Source organism: Butyrivibrio sp. AE3009, from assembly GCF_000420845.1.
Classification (GTDB): Bacteria; Bacillota; Clostridia; order Lachnospirales; family Lachnospiraceae; genus Butyrivibrio.
On the sequence record NZ_ATVS01000024.1, the window covers coordinates 11,054 to 29,529 of the forward strand.

The 18,476-nt window shown below is 44.2% G+C and carries 11 protein-coding genes and 1 pseudogene; 4 read left to right on the forward strand and 8 right to left on the reverse strand.

Features of this window, described 5'->3' with window-relative positions:
• Nucleotides 1-95: 95 nt before the first annotated feature.
• Nucleotides 96-5,117, reverse strand: coding sequence for a DUF4132 domain-containing protein (locus G588_RS0112435; protein ID WP_022779064.1), 5,022 nt, complete (start codon nt 5,115-5,117; stop codon nt 96-98).
• A gap of 172 nt (nt 5,118-5,289) precedes the next feature.
• Here G588_RS0112435 and G588_RS0112440 point away from each other — a divergent pair, with 172 nt between their 5' ends.
• Nucleotides 5,290-6,207 (forward strand): magnesium transporter CorA family protein, encoded by a 918-nt coding sequence (locus G588_RS0112440; protein WP_022779065.1) that lies wholly within the window; start codon nt 5,290-5,292, stop codon nt 6,205-6,207.
• Between the two features lies 1 nt (nt 6,208).
• On the opposite strand, the gene G588_RS21630 is transcribed toward G588_RS0112440, so the two are convergent.
• Nucleotides 6,209-7,531: an HD-GYP domain-containing protein gene (locus tag G588_RS21630; RefSeq protein WP_196804981.1), complete on the reverse strand. Its 1,323-nt coding sequence runs from the start codon at nt 7,529-7,531 to the stop codon at nt 6,209-6,211.
• 175 nt (nt 7,532-7,706) lie between these two features.
• Between G588_RS21630 and G588_RS0112450 the strand changes: the two genes are divergently transcribed.
• On the forward strand, nt 7,707-9,128 hold the full coding sequence (locus G588_RS0112450; RefSeq protein WP_022779067.1) for an amidophosphoribosyltransferase: 1,422 nt from the start codon (nt 7,707-7,709) through the stop codon (nt 9,126-9,128).
• A gap of 79 nt (nt 9,129-9,207) precedes the next feature.
• On the opposite strand, the gene G588_RS0112455 is transcribed toward G588_RS0112450, so the two are convergent.
• The 3 genes from G588_RS0112455 to G588_RS0112465 all read right to left on the reverse strand — a co-directional run bounded on the left by G588_RS0112455 (nt 9,208) and on the right by G588_RS0112465 (nt 13,807).
• The gene (locus tag G588_RS0112455; RefSeq protein WP_022779068.1) at nt 9,208-10,806 is read right to left on the reverse strand and encodes a hypothetical protein; all 1,599 of its coding nucleotides are present in this window, start codon (nt 10,804-10,806) and stop codon (nt 9,208-9,210) included.
• Nucleotides 10,800-11,516 carry an ABC transporter ATP-binding protein gene (locus G588_RS0112460; RefSeq protein WP_022779069.1) on the reverse strand — a complete coding sequence of 239 codons (717 nt, stop codon included), beginning with the start codon at nt 11,514-11,516 and terminating at the stop codon, nt 10,800-10,802. The genes G588_RS0112455 and G588_RS0112460 overlap by 7 nt, the downstream gene beginning before the upstream one ends.
• 248 nt (nt 11,517-11,764) lie before the next feature.
• A complete protein-coding gene (locus G588_RS0112465) occupies nt 11,765-13,807 on the reverse strand; it encodes a methyl-accepting chemotaxis protein (protein ID WP_022779070.1) in 2,043 nt (680 codons plus the stop codon).
• Nucleotides 13,808-14,016: 209 nt separating this feature from the next.
• Here G588_RS0112465 and G588_RS23445 point away from each other — a divergent pair.
• Together G588_RS23445 and G588_RS23520 are read left to right on the forward strand one after the other, a co-directional pair.
• Nucleotides 14,017-14,537: pseudogene (locus G588_RS23445) on the forward strand (IS1634 family transposase); the annotation flags it as partial.
• Nucleotides 14,523-14,717 (forward strand): hypothetical protein, encoded by a 195-nt coding sequence (locus G588_RS23520; RefSeq protein WP_330361420.1) that lies wholly within the window; start codon nt 14,523-14,525, stop codon nt 14,715-14,717. The pseudogene G588_RS23445 and the gene G588_RS23520, both read left to right, overlap by 15 nt.
• Before the next feature lie 118 nt (nt 14,718-14,835).
• Here G588_RS23520 and rhaD read toward each other — a convergent pair whose 3' ends face one another.
• The 3 genes from rhaD to rhaB form a co-directional block, all read right to left on the reverse strand.
• A complete protein-coding gene (rhaD, locus tag G588_RS0112475; RefSeq protein WP_022779072.1) occupies nt 14,836-15,660 on the reverse strand; it encodes a rhamnulose-1-phosphate aldolase in 825 nt (274 codons plus the stop codon).
• Nucleotides 15,661-15,736: 76 nt separating this feature from the next.
• Entirely contained in the window at nt 15,737-16,999 is a 1,263-nt protein-coding gene (locus G588_RS0112480) for an L-rhamnose isomerase (RefSeq protein WP_022779073.1), read from the reverse strand.
• Between the two features lie 31 nt (nt 17,000-17,030).
• Nucleotides 17,031-18,473: a rhamnulokinase gene (rhaB, locus tag G588_RS0112485; RefSeq protein ID WP_022779074.1), complete on the reverse strand. Its 1,443-nt coding sequence runs from the start codon at nt 18,471-18,473 to the stop codon at nt 17,031-17,033.
• Nucleotides 18,474-18,476: the final 3 nt, after the last annotated feature.

Below are 18,476 nucleotides of genomic sequence, written 5' to 3' on the forward strand. Positions count from 1 at the left end.
TGTTTGTTCTCCTGTCAGATAGATTTAGTATAAATAGCATTATACATGATACTGACTATATCTTGAAGATACAACTACTTTTTGCATGCACCTTGTCATCTGATCTGGTCAAGAATAAACGGATCCTTGATCTTCTTGTCCTGAGCAAAGAACAGGATCTTGGTGATCACCTCAGCTGTCTTGGGATCATCATCCAAAAAGGGAAGGAAGAGCTTGCCCCTGTGCTGTGAGTGAACAGGAAGAACATTGATCATAGGGCCGCCTTCCTGATGGATCACGCCGCTTCCGAGGTGAATTGTATAGCTGGCTCTGCTTCCCTGAACGATGGCGTGGGTCTTGGTAAATGTTACATTATCCAGCTTGAACAGAGGAAGAGTAAGCTCAGCAATGGCCTTTCTCATCTCTATAGTTGAGTGTGAGAACTCCGGATCCACACCGCCTGCATGGGCTACGCTGACCACAAGGTCCACATCTCTCATTACTTCAGAGAAAAGAATATCCGGAACCTCCTTGATCTTCTTATCTCCAAAGCCCTTTCTGTCATAGAAGCCCACCCATTCAAGGGTTGGTGCCTCGATATCAGCCGGGGAGAACCAGTCAGCCATTGCATATATTGAAGCAATGATGTTCTTTTTGTAATAAACCTTCTGAAGGCCGTCCTCATAGTCCGCAACCCAACGTCTTCCTTGCAGAAGCGCCAGCGTACGCCCGGGCTGTATCTGATTGCCGGCAAAGCGCTGAGTGCGAAGCTGCTCCATCTCCTCCTCAGTCTTCACATACAGCTCTCTGAATACCTGCTTGAAGGGCTGTCTGATCTGAAGGTCAAATATCTTTTTCTGATAATCGCGCCACACACCGCTCTGATACAGATGCCAGGGGTGAGCGATAAGTACCTCGGTATCTGCCTTAAGTTCTGACAACTCCTCGAGGAATCCGTACGAATCTGCGGTCTTAAGAACCAGCGTGCTTACAACAGGCTTAATAACAGGGCTCTTGGCAAGGTCTCTCAGTTCTCCGATGGTAAAAGGAGTCTCCTCCTCCATGGCATTTTCAAACATATATCTGCTTCTTGAACCCTGATTTGTAAGAGTCTTCTTAGCCTCGGTAAGTTCAAGAACATACTCGTTTTTCTTAAGAGATGAAGGGATACTTTTTAGCTTTTTGCCATCCTTGATGCAGGCATTTGTTATCTTGCCGGTGCTGTCGAGCTCAAGGAATACCTCCACGTCATCAATCCTGTGAGGCTCAAAGAAACCAAGAAGTCCCTCGGAAACACTGCTCTCCATCTTGAGGATAAAACGCATGTCATCGTTATAGCCGTTAGCAAGGGCCATATTTTTGATAGCCATCTGAGAGCTGGTCTGCTCGCTCTCTCTTCTCATGGCGCCGAACTTCCGGCTCTCTTTTTCGAACTTCCTGATAAAAACATATCTGTCTCTAAGGTCATCCGGTGTCTTGGAGGGAATTGCTCCAAGGGCCATGAGCAAGTCCTTGTTGCGCTTATCTTCAACTTCCTTGCATACCTCTTCGATCTCAAGCTTACCCAGAGCTGCGTCCGCGTATTTTCTTGCTCTGGTATGCTTGGCACCGTTACTTATGTATTTGGCGGCGTCATAGATTTCTTTGAACCTGTCTTCTCCTATTGTGGCATATACATCCTTGAACCACAGACTGTCAAATGCGCCTCTGTTGAGAGACCAGGAGGAAAGAGGTGTGAACTTGGCTATAATTGCTGCCCTCTTATCATCAAAATATTCATTCATGTGAGCTATGAAATAATAACAACAGGAAGTAAAGCCCTCCCAGCCAAGATATTCTCCCACGATGTCTATCCATTCGGGAGAAAACAGCGCTGCCTCCACCAGCCTTTTGTCAGAGATCTTTGTGCCCTTGAGAGCAGCCCTAAGTGTATCGGCATTTTCTCCATCTGCAGGGATGCAGACCTCCAATAAATGTCCCAGACTTCCCACTCTGCTCAAAGTGTAATTCTTGTAGGACATGTTAATGGTATCGGCGGGTTTGAGCTTCTGTTTACCAAGAGCTGCCAGAATCCTGACAAAATATTCGGTTCCGTATATACGGTGAAGATCAGGTACACACTTCGTGTATTCGGAAGCCATATCGCCTCTTGTAAGTTCAGCTTCCATAATGACAGGAACTATTTTGTCGTAGCAGTCGTTAACTATCTCATCCAGCCTCTTATTCTTCTCATCGTTATCCTTGTAATAGAAGTAGTAATCGATATTGTGGCTAATGTAGTATCTCTTTCTTCCGGTAACGGATTTACCCTTTTCCCTTATGCTCCTTACATAATCGGAAACAGTGCCAACGGAGGTTTTGATCATCTTCTCGCTCCATAAGTACTTTTCAAGGAAGCTGTGGGAAATAAGCACGGCTTCATAGGCTTTAATATAATCATCGATTGTGAGTGTTCTGATGCCGCTACCAACGTATTCACCGTAATAGCCACGACAATTATGCCTGGAATCCTCAAGCTCAGCCTTCTCAGTAATCGCATATTTTAGCGGGAACAGTCTGTCAAAATCCTCCACCGGATTGTAATAAATACCCATGAAGTATTTCATTAAAAGAAGCTCTAAAATACTGCAATGCTCATCGACAGTCTTTTTGGTCCAGTAATCTTCGGTCTCATAATGATAGCTGAGAGGATGGCTGCAATCTGTGACAAGCCAGTGCGAAATGGCCACAGCAAGCTGTTTTACAAGCTCCTTATCTCTGTACTGTTCCTCAAGATACCTAAGAACCAGCCTGACAACCGTAACATGCTTAAGGGTTACTGACTGCCGGTATTCCTCGCCAAAGAGTTCCGTCATAGGCTTATCAAAAAAGTCCCTGATATCATCATTTTCTTTGCCTGTCATCATCATATAGAGCTTCAGAACAAGGCTGTAATCACTGCCGAGCTTACTTTCGTAGAAATCCTTCCACAGCTCCTCATGATTATAGCCACTTTCAAGCGTAGCGCCGCTTGCATCATCTACCCTGTAATGAAGCGCTTCCAGATTCTCGAGAAGGCAGGTATTTCCGAAACAGTTAATGCACTCCAGATGCTTATTTTTCTCAATAAGATCGTCCAGCTCCTGAAGGGGTTTAAGAAGTCTTGTGTATTCATCCGAAGATGTCTTTTCTTCTGCCATAACAGAATTCGGGAAAACCGATGCAAACGTCTTTTTGCACTCAGCTATCCATTTCTCATCAAAAGAAGGCGTGTAGGAAGCGTCCGGATCAAATAACAACTGTTTTTCTTCTATCTTAGTCTCTGCCTGAGTTCCGGCCGTAATCTCATCTATTAATACTTTCTCGTGGTCGGTCTTGTCGGTGATCAGGTCAAGGAGAGGCAGGGCCTTTTGGAACTCCTCTTTTCTTGCTTCATCTTTCCTTAGCATAGTGATAATACTAAGGCCTCCAAGGCGCTTCTCCTCATATTTTGCCGAAAGGAGCCTTTTTAGCATATCCTGCAGCTCCTGCCCTGTACGCTTGTTGTAGAGGAAAACGATGACCTTGTTTCTCATATCGGCCTTCTTTAATCTAAGAATGTCCTCAAGTACGCCGTACTCAGCATCGCTAAGCTCCATTGTCTCAAGAATACGAAGGGCAACAGCTCTCGTCTCAGTGTCGGCGTTACTTACCATAGCAAGTACGGTCTTTCTCTGTATATCTGTGGAAGGCTCCGCCGCAAGGAGCTCCAAGACTCTTCCGCGATTTCCACCAATATCCGTGAGCATTCCAAGTACTTCATCACCAAGGGCGGTGTCCTTCATGGCGCTGGCAAGATATGCCATTATCACAAGTACATCGGATTTTGTGAGTTTTTCGCTGTGCCAGGGGAACACACAGGGTGAAAATTCCATCTTTTTGCTTGGCATATTTTTATAAATGCCGTAAAAAAGATCATATAGCTCCCTATAACCGGACACATCACCGAAAAGCTCTGTAGGAGCAGCATAGCCCTTACGGATAGGCTCCTTTTTATCATCATCGTTCATATAAGCATATGCATAAGTACTTCCCACCACATGACAGATGAGAGAGCATGCATTAAGCTCAATATCCCTTACCGCAAATGCCATCAGGGCAAGCTCATCACTGTGGCATCTCACAGCCTCTATAACGGAGCCGTCGTGGAAATGCAGGGATAACAGATAGTACATTGCAACCAGCCTTTGATGAGGAGTACCGCTCTTAAAGAGCTCCTTGGCCGCAGCGCTGCTGTCACCTGCATTGTGGCATCCCAGTGACCACAGTGCGATAAATACCTGCATGGAATCCTCTCCTGCAAGCGCTGCCTTCTGAGCATCCTTGTCAGTCAGATATTCATAGCACAGCTCAAACATTTTTTTGCTGACTCTCTCATGGGTTCTGCTGTCAAAAGGATCGATCAGTCCTGTCCAGGTTCCTCCGGCTCTCACCACCGAGGAGAATCTGAACATATCGTTATCGATAAGAATCTTATAGAAATACAGGAAGGCCTCTTCACGACCACAGTCCATACACTCACAGATAGCCTGGCGAAGCCCCTCCTGAAGCATTGCAGCCACCAGGAGCTTGCCCAGAGCCTCATAGAGCCTGGTGCTCTTACTCATCATAATGCCGCGGATCATGCTATAGGTGACCTGTCCGCCGGCTTCCATTATCTGCTCTTCAATAAGATCTTCCAGTTCCTTGTTACCTCTGTCCAGCTCGGCTGCGATAATATAGCCGTTGCTGTTCATAAGGCTCTTTGCATCGTTTTTGCCCCCCGTATGATCATGGAAGTCAGCGATGACATTGGCTATTTTCCCCACGTTATTTGCATAGCACAGGTCTCTTAAGGTTCTGCGGTCGCTTCTGTCAACATGCTGCCAATAGATAACGTTATCAACGGCATAGTAAAAGGATTCCAGCAGCTCTTCATCAATCCATCCCCTGTACAGCTCACTGTTCTCCCTGAAATACTTCCCCGGTGTCATTCCGGGAATCTGCAGCTGCTTTTTGATCTCAAGTGCATGCGGCACTGAAACTATTGTAGTTATATGATAGTTTGGTGCCGCTTCCAGAAACTCAGCCACATCCTCCCTGTAAGACTTAAGGAGAGTCTTTTCCTCGTTCTTTTCCATTTTCCCCAACCTTCCTTTTATGATTGCCCTCCGGCCAGAATATAGCAACATTTTAGCTTGGTATAGCCTTTAAGTATACAGTAAAACAGGCGTTTTATACTACTTTATTTTGAAGGAAACAGCAAATAATGCTATACTTCCATTAGATATTTTTATCCCGGGAGGAAAAGCCATGTACTATTTGATTCGAAATACTTTGGAAGAATGCAGCGCAGAGCAGTGTCACGACGCAGGTTCACCCTATGTGGCGGTTCTTACTCCCGAGCAGTGGCAGGAACAGAGCGAGAACTTTGACATGGGCATAGACTTTGACCTGAGCCTTGACGATGTCCTCACCACCAAAGCCGAGGTTAACTTCGACTCCCTCACCGGAACCTTCTGTATTCCGGCCCAGTCCGCAATTGCAGATGAAGTTCAGAAATTCTCTTTTGCCCTGGATGAGACGGGCATTGTCTTCATAGATGCGGGAAAAAGCGCACTTTCTCTGGTTAAGCGTATTCAGAGAAACAAAAAGTGGAGAAAGCCCTCCCTTGAAAGATTTCTGTATGATTTTCTCGAAATGCTGATTCACGATGACCTGCAGATAATGCAGAGATATGAAAGAGAACTTGATTCTATAGAAAAAGAAATTATGGCCAATGCCGAGGAAGCTCCTATTCAGCGAAACAACGAGATTCGCGGCGATATCCGTGACCTTCGGATTCACTATGAACAGCTTCAGGACTTCGGCCAGGAGCTTGAGGAAAATGAGAACGGCTTTTTTGACGAGGACAACCTCAGATATTTCCATATGTTCTCAAGCCGTGTGGACAGGCTCTATGACGCCGCCACCCACCTTCGTGACTACACCATCCAGCTCAACGACCTCTATCAGTCCCAGCTGGATGTTAAACAGAACCGCATCATGACCGTCCTTACAGTGGTTACAACAATCTTCATGCCTCTTACCCTGATTGCAGGCTGGTATGGCATGAACTTCAAGTATATGCCGGAATTGGAGTCCAGGGTCGGTTACCCTGTGATCATTATATTATCTATTGCCATTGTTGTGGGAAGCCTTGTCTTCTTTAAGGTCAAGAAGATAATCTGACCTATTCATCAGCATAAGTCTTCTGAATCTCCAGGATCTTGTCAAAGCTCCTGTCGAAGACTTCCACAACTATCGGTGAGAACTGACTTCCGCTCTGGGACAGAATCTCCTGTCTTGCAGCTTCGCTGTCCCAGGGTTCCTTGTAGGATCTTCTGCTGGTAAGGGCGTCATATACATCTGCCACAGCCACAATCTGAGCATACGGAGATATCTCATCCCCTGACAGACCTTTGGGATATCCGCTTCCGTCCCACCACTCATGGTGCTGACCTGCAATCTGCCGGGCCATCACGATCTCTTCCCCCTTTGAATTAGACAGGATATTATCTCCATAGGTAGTATGAAGCCTCATGATCTTAACCTCATCATCGGTGAGCTTACCGGGCTTTTCAATAATTTCCCTGGGAACAAGAAGCTTACCTACGTCATGCATCATTGATGCAATTCTTATCTGTCCCACCTCATCATCACTAAATCCGTATTCCTTTGCAAGAAGCGCCGAATACTCCGCAACTCTGCGGACGTGCTGACCTGTCTCACCGCTTTTGGCCTCGGATATCTCAGAGAACTTCATGATAATGTTTCTCTCGCTCTCTTGGAGTTCCTGCATATACTTGAGCTTCTCAGCCCGTTCCCCGGATGCTTTGATATTTAAACGCGTAAAGCCTATGAAGAATCCGAAGGATACAATAACAATGGAATCAATCCATAGATTTTTTAGATCCAGTTTTCCATTAATAATCCCCGGAAAAACATAATAAACCGCATATAGCGCATCCAGAAGGAAAAAGAGTCCCAGCTGGTAATGCATAACCGGCTCCCACTCTATGCTGTCTGAGTGATCGACCACAAACTGCATCCTTTTGGTAAAAAGGGCAACTCCAAGGATAAGGACTATCAGCAGGATGGCAAAGTAAGAAAAGGCCGATACCGCCATTAAAAGGCACATTCTGTCCAGAATGACATACATCAAATATACTGTGGCAGCGACCGTAAATCTTTCGTGTATGACTTTTTTGAATAAATATATGGGAAGTATCAGGGATATTACATCATTGAACAGACTGAAGGCCAAAAAGATCACCGTCTGTGTATCTGATGAATAACTCGCAATGGCATGTGCATAAAAGCGCTCAAACAAAAAGCCTGACAGCTTTTCATTTACAATAGCAACCGTTGTGCAGGAAAAGCAAAACAGAATGAGGAAATCCCTTATAAAATTTTTCTTATTGCCCCTTCTTGCCGTAATGGAGGAATTGACAAATGCAAACCACACGCCCAGCAATATTCGGGGCCAATAGTATTGTAACGTTTCCAGTATCATGACCGTTCCTCTGCATCCCGGAAAACAAACGTACATTTTTGCGTATATTCATTCACATTATATCATCGTACAAGCTCTATTCTCCAGTTAAACATTGTTTATACATATTAAAAAAATAAAATTTATGTGCTAAAATACACAAGGCAACTAAAAAAGTAACACATAGGAGGATTCCATGGGCGGTTTTTTTGGCGTAGCATCTCGTGAAAGTGCAGTATTCGATCTTTTTTACGGCACAGACTATCACTCACACCTTGGCACACGTCGTGCCGGACTTGCAGTATACAGTAAGAAAAACGGATTCGATCGTTCTATTCACAACATCGAAAGGTCCTACTTCAGACCTAAATTTGAAGATGATGTTCAGAGAATGGAGGGTAACCTGGGAATTGGCTGTATCTCTGATTTTGAGCCCCAGCCCCTGATCGTAAGATCACACCACGGTACCTTTGCCATTACTACCGTTGGCAAGATCAACAACATCGATGAGATCACCAACAAGCTTTTTGCAGACAATCGCTCTCACTTCCTTGAGATGAGCGGCGGCGACATCAATCCCACCGAGCTGGTGGCATCCATTATCAATCAGAAAGTAACCATTGTCGAAGGTATTCGTTACGCTCAGGAGGTCATCAAGGGCTCCATGTCCCTTCTTCTTATGACTCCCGAGGGCATCTACGCAGCAAGAGACAGGTACGGCAGAACTCCTATTCAGATAGGCCACAAGGACGACGGCTTCTGCGCCTGCTTCGAGAGCTTCTCATATCTGAATCTGGGCTATGATCACTACAAGGAACTTGGTCCCGGTGAAATAGCATATATTACTCCCGAAAGTGTTGAAATAGTGGCACCTGCCTTTGATGAGATGCGCATTTGTACCTTCCTCTGGATCTATTACGGTTTCCCGGCTTCCTGTTATGAGGGCCTTAACGTTGAAAAAGTAAGATACGGCTGCGGAGCCAAGCTGGCCCAGCGAGATATGCAAAGGGGCCTTCACCCCGATCTTGTTGCAGGCGTTCCGGATTCCGGCGTGGCACATGCCATCGGATATTCCAACACCTCAGGAATCCCTTATTCAAGACCTTTTGTTAAATATACACCTACCTGGCCCAGATCCTTCATGCCCACAATGCAGTCCAGAAGAGATCTTATCGCCAAGATGAAGCTGGTTCCCATCAATCAGCTCATCAACAACAAGAGCCTTCTTCTTATCGATGACTCCATCGTAAGAGGAACGCAGCTTAGAGAGACCACAGAGTTCCTGTACAAGAGCGGCGCCAGCGAAGTCCACATCAGACCTGCCTGCCCTCCTCTCATCTACGGCTGTAAATACCTGAACTTCTCAAGATCCAACTCCGAGATGGAGCTTATCACAAGACGTGTTATCGAGAAGCTTGAGGGTTATCCTTCACCCAATGAAGAGGCCATCCGCAAGTACACCGATCCCGATTCACCTCAGTACGAGGCAATGCTTGAGGAAATAAGAAAAGAGCTCAACTTCACATCACTTCACTACCATCGTCTCGACGATATGGTGGAAGCTATTCCTCTTGAGCCCTGTAAGCTGTGTACTTATTGCTGGAGTGGTAAGGAATAATTTTAATAACTATTGTTATTCACAATGCCCCACAGCTCAGCTATTTGCTGGACTGCGGGGCATTTATATTGTCATGTAATCACAGTGCTTCGAATTCCTTTGCCCCCTTTGTATCCAGCCATCTGAGCATGATAAGTGCCGCAAGTGCGTAGATCACGCCGCAGATGATCAGGTAGGTGAAGGCCCCCAGCTTATACCCCACCAGAATATATGCCACCATCATGATCATGGTAAAGATCCAGCCGCCGAACATGGATGCCACAATGGCTCCGCTCTGTTTGATGGGCGCAAGCTCGTTGGTCCAGTTAAGAAGGGGCATCTTAAGTCCCAGGATCAGGTCAAAAAGTGATGAAAAGACGACCTGGATCAAGGGAACTATCACCATAAGTATCTTCACCGGTACAGACGCATCCACAACAAAAAGAGCGCAGATACAGGCAACTAACATCGGAATCCCGGTCAGAATTATCTGAACACAGGCCTTGGCGCGAAGGACCTTTCCGGCATGAACAGGTAGTGACTGCGGTATCCACAGGCTCTTGCCCTCAAGTGAAACCGAAGGCGTTGCGATATCATTCATTGCAGCCAGGGTACACAGTGCTCCGCAGATCATTATCGGCAGTACTCCAGGCTTATCAGCGAACATATTTCCTATAACCTCTGCCAGCATTTTCCCCTTAAATAAAAGGGCAATCCCTCCGACGGGAATCAGTAGTATTCCCATGCCGCAGTTGAGCATATATCCGGAGCTGGAGGTAAACTTGGCAAGTTCCTTGGATACGAGAGCGCCGAATACTGTCTTTTGGGTATATCTTTTTTCCCTGTACTTAATCTTCGCAGTCTTTCCTTCTGCTGTGGCTATCTTCAGAAAGCTCCTGCTCATAAGTCTCCACACCAGAGTAAAGACCACTGCGGTTATCGCAGACATTATCAGGGTTGCAATGATATCGCTCTCCCCTACTCTTCCGAACAGATATAGGATATATGCAGCACCTTTTATCTTATCTGCGTAAGAATCCACATGGGTAATGACCTGCTGAATAAGGTCCCCTGCCTTGAAATAACAATAATAGTAAAGACCAATAAACAGCAGCGTCGCAGCAGCACTGATAAGTCCCTTGTTCTTGATCTTCTGACTGAGCTTTGCAACGATCCATCCGAAAATACAGGACAGCATCAACACAAAAACAGTGATCATGATATACCACAGCAGATGGCATATAACGCTGATTGCGCTGATTCCTGCGGTTATCCAATATATTACCGAAGTCGGGATCATAACTGTGGCGGAATACATGGCTCCAAGAATATAGACATTGATAAGTCTTGAAGCAATGATGGTCCGAAGCGGGATCGGCAGGGAAAAAAGAAGGTCGTTGTCCTTGCCAAGGTACAACCCCGAGTAGCAGTTAAACACCGAGGCAAATATTCCAATGGCAGCGGCAATTCCCCCCATCATAACGAAATACAGCCAGCCATATCCCGCAACAGTAAAGGGTCCACACAGTGAAAAAGAAAGCCCCGTGAACATGCCTCCCAAAAGTCCCACCATTATCAGCGCATAGAACACGAAATATAGCGCAATCTGCCATTTGGGGCGCATGCAGTTCTTCTTTGAATTATAGAAATATCCTCTAAAAACTTCTTCAAGCTGTTTTTTTACAAGGATCCTCAGCATTCAGGCACCTCCTCCAGTTCAAGGAATACATCTTCAAGACTTGCGTCTCCCTTAACTTCTTCCATTGTTCCGGACTTAATAAGCTTTCCCTGTTTGATGATGGCAACCTTGTCACAGAGTTTCTCCGCCACTTCCAGTACATGAGTCGAGAAGAAAATGGCTCCTCCCCTGTCGCAATGCTCTCTCATCATTTCCTTCAAAAGATGTGCGGCCTTGGGATCAAGTCCCACGAAGGGTTCATCCATTATGATAAGCTTCGGTGAGTGCATCCAGGCTGAGATTATGGCAAGTTTCTGCTTCATTCCGTGAGAATATGCAGAAATAGGAAGCGCCAGATCATCTGTCAGCTCAAAAATATCTGCATATTTGCGAATTCTCTCATTCCTTTCAGAAACAGGAATCTCAAAGACATCTGCTATGAAATTCAGATACCTGATACCGCTCATGAAGTCGTACAGATCCGGGTTATCGGGAATATAAGCCAGATTCTTCTTGCACTCAAGAGGCGAATCCATGGTGGATTTCCCGTCTATGGTTATTTTACCCTGGTCAAACTGCAGTATTCCCACCACGCTCTTTAAGGTCGTGGTCTTGCCTGCGCCGTTGTGGCCAATGAATCCGTAGATCTCGCCCGGCATGATCTGAAGAGACAGATCATCCACCGCCAGCTTGTCCCCATATCGTTTGGTTAAATGTTCTATATTAAGCATTGATCTTACCCCCTTTGTAGTAGGTCATACGTTACTACTATAGCATAGGACAAATGCAACTTTCGAGAAGAAATACACTTATTACGCATATTTTTGCACTGAAAAAGGCCATGACCCATAGAATCACAAAAATAACGCCAAGAGCCTGATGTATTAAGGCTTTTGGCGTCTTTAGTTGGTATTAAAACTGTCAAAGGCAGGATTTTATCAGTGAAATTACTATTAAATCACGATTAATTTTGCATTTCTTATCGTATGGTAAATCTGCTTAGCAGCTCATTGATGGATGTAGCTGAATCAGATACAGAATTTGCAACATTCTCAACACCCTTTGATTCATCAGCAATCTCCTGAGCACTTACTGCCAAATTGGCTACAGTAGCTGTTATTTCTTCAGAACTAGCTGACTGTTGCTCGGATATAGCAGCAACACTTGATGCTATGTCATTTACATTTGCCATCATTCCAATCATGTTGCGCATTGTGTCTGCTGTACTATTGAGCTCCTGATTGATCTTACTAAAGCTATCTCCAGCTTTTGAAACTGCTCCGCTACTATTGGTAATAGCCTCCATATTTGCCTGAGATTTCTCGGCAAGATCTTTAATAAGATTTGTGATCTCTGCGATAATATCGCTGATTTCTTTAGCAGCTTCCTGGCTGTTTTGAGCAAGTTTACCGATTTCATCAGCAACAACAGCAAAGCCTTTTCCGGCTTCTCCGGCTCTTGCAGCTTCAATACTTGCATTAAGTGACAGAAGGTTTGTCTGTTCAGAAATAGAATCAATCATCCCTACTATTTCAGTAATCTTATCTGCAGAATCTCCTACTGTAGAAACCACATCATTCATATCACTCATGGAAGATGTTATTACTTCCATATTCTTCTGAACATTGCTCATATCATTCTGTCCAACTTCAGCCTGATCTACAAGACTTAGCATTATCTCATTTGTCTTATTTCCATTATCGGTTAATTCTGCAACTGACTGTGCAAGCATAGTTGCATTATTAGCAAGTTCTCCTACTGCATTTGAAATATCATCCATTGTTGTCTGGATTTGTTCCATCGATTTAGACTGCTCATTAGCTCCTACAGTCATCTTACTTGAAGCATCCTTTGAAGAGTTTGAGTCAAATTGTAGTTGTTCCGCTCTCTCCTGTATATTAGAAATTGTATCATTCATTACTTGAACATAATTTTCCATTTCTTTGCTGATAAGACCAATTTCATCACCTTTATCTTGAGGCATCTGCGTAGTAAAATCCCCTGATGAAATCTTAAGTATACTATTAGAAAGACTATTAACAGGCTTAGAAATAACTCTGCTTATTGTGATCAAAATAATAACTGTGATTATGAAAATCAATGCAATCATTGCAATCATTGCAATAATCATAAATCTGTTGGATGATGCCAAAACATCATTTACAGGAACAGAAGAAACCATATTCCAACTTGTACCCTGAATATTATAGTAGCAAACATAATATTCAAGTCCGCTTAACGGATTTTTTATTTTTGTAACTCCAGTACTACCGGAATCAATATATGCTTTAACGCTAGATAGAAAAGCATTTCCTGATTCAGATATTTTTTTACCATTTAAATCCGGATTAACATAGCTGATAATGTAATCCCCGGCAAGTATAATAGAATTACCTGTTTTCATGGGAGTATATTTTGATGCTTCATTCTGAATATCACCAAGGAAAACGTCAACAGCACAAACTCCTTCCATTCCATTATAAAAACTGTTCTGTCTTACAAAAGAGACACAAAGCTGCCCGGTAGATGAATCAACATAAGGGTCAGATTCAATAAATGTCTCATGTCCTTGTGCAAGTTTATACCAATCTCTTTGTGTAGGCTTCCAGTCAGGAGCCTGTATGGTATGATTGGCAAAAACATAAGTATCATCCTCATAACCAATGTAAATTCCTGAATTGTTAATGATTGTGTAATTTGTAGAGGGCTCAATATATTTTAGAATTGCTTCCTCATCTTCAAAAGGAACCTGTTCCATGGTATCACAATATTGACCAAATTTTGCCAACAGCATTCTGAATCCGGTTCCTATATTGTAAGCATTAGTCTGTGTTTCAGCCTGAAGATCCATAAGAGATACATCTTCAATTGTAGCTTTAGCATTGAATGATAGAATAAGAATAATTGCAACTACTCCAATGATAATCACAGGCAGTAAACACATCAATAATGTTTTTCCAATACTTTTTTTTACACTCGAATTGTTTTTTCCATTATTTCCAATAGTTGAAGCTGTTCCCATTTTTACCCTCCATTTATAAATGTATTAATAAACATTATTGTACGTAGATTCATACACAAATATATTTTACATTTATATATAAAAATAATAAATTTATTCATAATTAAACTTTTGTTAAACTTGCGTAAATAAACGCTTTTTTGAATCTAAATTCGTCTGTTTTTTATTGCACGGGAGTTTGACACCTAAATCATATCAAGAATAGTGCAGAAGAATCGGATTTTATCCAGTCTGAAGTTTTTAAGAACAGCAACTATTTTGGTAAAAGAAATGATCGAATACTTTACTACGACTGCTCTAACTTCTATTTCGAAATTGAGCAAGAAGATGGTAATAAAAAGTATGGCAAAAGCAAGGAACAGCGGCCTAACCCAATCGTTCAGATGGGACTTTTCATTGATGGAGACGGTATTCCTCTTGCATTTTCAATTCTTGGCGGGAATCAGAATGAGCAAAAATCATTAAAGCCCTTAGAATCAAAATCCTTCAGCAGTTCGGTCATGATAAGTTTATTTACTGTAGCGATGCCGGCCTTGGTTCAACCGATAATCGCAAATTTAACCACCTAGGAGAACGAGCGTTTATCGTCACCCAGTCAATAAAAAAACTTGATGCAGAAAACAAAAAACTCGCACTGAGTAAAGATGGTTTTAAAAGGCTTGCGGATAATAAAAAGGTTTCTGCTGCAGAAATTGAAAGTACTGATTCTGATGAGTTGTACTACAAAGAAATCTTGGATAAATTGAAATCAATGAAATTTGCAGACATTAAAGGACAGGGATACATGCCAACTTACATTCGTGATAAACTTACTGATGCCCTTCATAAAGTATGCGGTTTTAGAACCGATTACGAATTCATTACTAAAGCTGATATGAGAACTATAGAAAAACAAAGCAAGCAAAGGTAATATTACTATATATCAAGAATCACAAAAATAACGCCAAGAGCCTGATGTATTAAGGCTTTTGGCGTCTTTAGTTGGTATTAAAACTGTCAAAGACAGGAATATATTACTTTTCAACCCATCATTTCTCAAAAAGGAACTTCTCAGGAAGAGTAACCTTGAAATCCTTAGCCAGATGTCTGAAATCATCGGGAGTGATGGTCTGTCTCTTGGCTCCTGTCATGGAAAGAGTCTTCACCAGTATCTCTGCGGACTTCTCAACAGTGTGCATAAGTCCGAAGGTGAGGTCAAAATCCTCTCCTGCTGCGAACATTCCGTGGTGAGCCCAGATGGCAACATCATATTTCTCCATGAGCTTACTGGTCTCCACTGCAATCTCTCTTCCTCCGGGAACCATCCAGGGCACGACACCGATTCCATCGGGGAACACTACGGGACACTCTGTAGCCATCTCCCACAGCTCTCTTGTGAAAGCCTCATCAGTAAGAGGAAGCACAAAAGTAAGAGCTATTGTGTTGGTGGTGTGTGCATGATAGATAACCCTGTATCTTCCATCTGTAAGCCTCTTTTTAACCTCATGGTTCATAAGATGTGAGGGAAGCTCGGAAGTAGGTCTTCCGCCATTAATAAGGCCCCAGACAATTCGGTATTTCTCGCCCTTATCATCCAGCTCTACTATACACATGCTGTCCTCCGGCTTGATGATCACGTTTCTAAAAAACTTGCCTGAACCTGTTACAAGGAAAAATTCTCCCGCAAGACCGGGAACTGTGGTTCCGATATCCTGCCACTCTCCCTCCTTGAATTCTTCTTTTACCAGCTCAACCTCCTCAGCCTTCATTCTATAGGAGAGATTGCCGCCGTTTCTCTCGTGCCAGCCCTGCTCCCAGCCATCGTTAGCCATTCTGATAAAGCCCTGTGTAAATTCTGCTTCTAAAACCTTCATGATAAATCTCCTGTGTATAAGTAATTAATTATGTATTATAGCTGTTTTATCAAACTCGTGCTTATCAAAATCCGCCTCACACGCGCTTTGACAGAACTTCCTTCTCGTAGCGCTCAACCTCTTCGAACCACTTGCCGTCCTCAGGGGCGCCGCAGCGTCTGCAATACTCATTCCAGACATCACCAAAAGGCATTGTCTTCATCTCTTCCTGCATCACAAGAAGCTTGGTGAAGTTGCTGTTATCCTGCAAGCTCTTAAATTCCTCATTGGGGGTCAAAAGAGCATTAAGAAGAGCCTTCTGTGTATTTCTAAAGCCTGTAGCCCATGCGCCGATTCTGTTAATCGAAGCGTCGAAATAGTCCAGTGCCATAAATACCTTGCCATCAAGTCCGCCGCAGCGAACGATCTCTTTTGCGATCTCTTTGGTCTCATCGTCGAAAAGAACTACGTGGTCTGAATCCCAGCGCACAGGTCTTGTGATATGAAGTGCGATATTGGGGAAGAAGGACAAAAGTGCAGGAATTTTGTCACTTACAACCTCTGTTGGATGATAATGACCATTGTCCATAAGAGGAATGCATTTATCCGAATGAGTTGCCGCAAAAGTCAGTGTAAACTCCGCACTTCCCACAGTATAGGACTCCACGCCGATGCCGAATACCTTGGACTCTACGCAGGGCTTAACCTTGTTAAAATCAAAGGGCTCAGACAGAATCTGCTCGATGGAATCCTTGTATCTGTCTCTGGGTCCCTTTCTGTCTGCCGGAACATCCTTGAAGCCATCGCCGGTCCAGATGTTCATAATGCAGGGCTCACCCAGCTCCTCAGCGAGGTAATTGGATATCCTAATGCATGCCTTACCATGCTCGATCCAGAACTTTCTTGTCTCCTCATTGGGCGAAGCCAGTGTCAGAGGGTCACATTTGGGATGTGAGAAAAATGTGGGATTAAAGTCGCAGCCAAGGTTTCTTTCCTTGCAGAAATCCACCCATTTCTTGAAGTGCTTGGGCTCAAGCTTATCTCTGTCCACCCAGCCACCGTTCTCATCGTCAAAAATAGCATAGCTGGCGTGAAGGTTCATCTTGGCTCTTCCGGGGATGAGCTTTAATACCTCATCGATATCTGCCATGAGTTCCTCCGGAGTTCTTGCTCTTCCCGGGTAATTTCCTGTAGTCTGAATTCCGCCTGTAAGGGGCTTACTTGGGTCCGTATCAAAACCTCTTACGTCGTCTCCCTGCCAGCAGTGAAGCGCTATTTCAGCGTTTTTTAGCTTTTCTATCGCTTTTTCTGTGTCGATTCCAAGTGCTGCGTATTTCTCTTTTGCCTGTTCGTAGCTCATGTTTTATAACTCCCTCCATTAACTATATTATTCAGAACTCTTCGATACTAAAGCTCTTAAATATGCAATCTCTTGCCTGTGCCAGGTCACTAAATAGCCCTGCATTTATCATCTGAATCACCAGATTGCCGATCGCTGTACCTTCAATGGGGCCGGCATATACAGGAAGTCCCGTAGCCTTAGCTGTCAGCTCGTTGAGGTATCCGTCCTGGCATCCGCCTCCGATAATATTAATGCCGGTTATCTCTTTACCCGTGATCTCGGAGATCTGCTTCACTGTATCTGCATAGCACTGCGACAATCCCTTATATACACACTGCATGATCTCTCCAACAGTCTCCGGAACTGCCTTATCATGATCTGCGCAGTAGTGCTTGATGGCATCTATCATACTTACAGGTGATAAAAAAGACTCATCATTGACATCAAGTACAGTCTCAAAGCCTTCTGCAGCCCTCGCCTCTGCAATGAGATCCGGGAAGCTGTAAGTTATGCCTGTAGCATATTTACTCTTTCTGCCTTCAACATATTCGGTACCGTTAAGCTCGCGCCTTACGGACTGAATGATCCAAAGCCCCATAATATTCTTAAGGAATCTGTAGGTACCGAAGGCTCCGCCCTCGTTGGTGAGATTCTCTTTTCTTGCAGCCTCTGTGGTAATAGGTTCCCTATTCTCCACTCCCAGAAGACTCCAGGTTCCGCTGGATAAGTATACGCTGGTCTCATCTCTTGCGGGAACAGCAAGGAACGCTGATCCGGTGTCGTGGGTTGCGGGAAGGATAACCTTAGATGTGAAGCCAACTTCTTTCACAATAGCTTCGCACAACTCTCCAACAACGGTCCCGGGCTGAGACAGCTCTCCGAAGAGCCCTGCGGGAAGTCCAAGTCTATCGATCAGTTCCATATCCCATGCCTTGGTCTTAGCATTTACCAGGTTCGTACTGGTGGCATTGGTATACTCCTGCTTCTTAACTCCCGTCAGCCTGAAATTCAGGTAATCCGGCAGCATCAAAAAAGTCTTCGCCGCCTGAAGCGCCTCCGGTATATCCTTCTTAGCCGCCATCAGCTGATATATGGTGTTAAAGGGCTGCTTCTGAATTCCGCATTTTGCATACAGTTCTTTTTCGGGAATAATGGAAAAAACTTCGCTATCCATCCCCTTGGTTCGCTCATCTCTGTAAGCGACAGCATCTCCTATGATCTCATCCTTATCATCAAGTAAAACGAAATCCACTGCCCAGGTGTCGATTCCAATGGTCTCGGGAATCATATCCTCATTTTTGCAGGCCTTGAGGCCTTCTACAACGCCGGTCCAGAGGTTCTCCAGATCCCAGCACAGATGCCCATTCTTCATGACCTGCCTGTTCTCGAAGCGGTGCATCTCCTTGAGCTTCATTTTGCCATCTTCCATCCAGCCCAGCATATGCCGACCACTGGATGCCCCAATGTCGATTGCCAAAAAATATCTGTTCATATA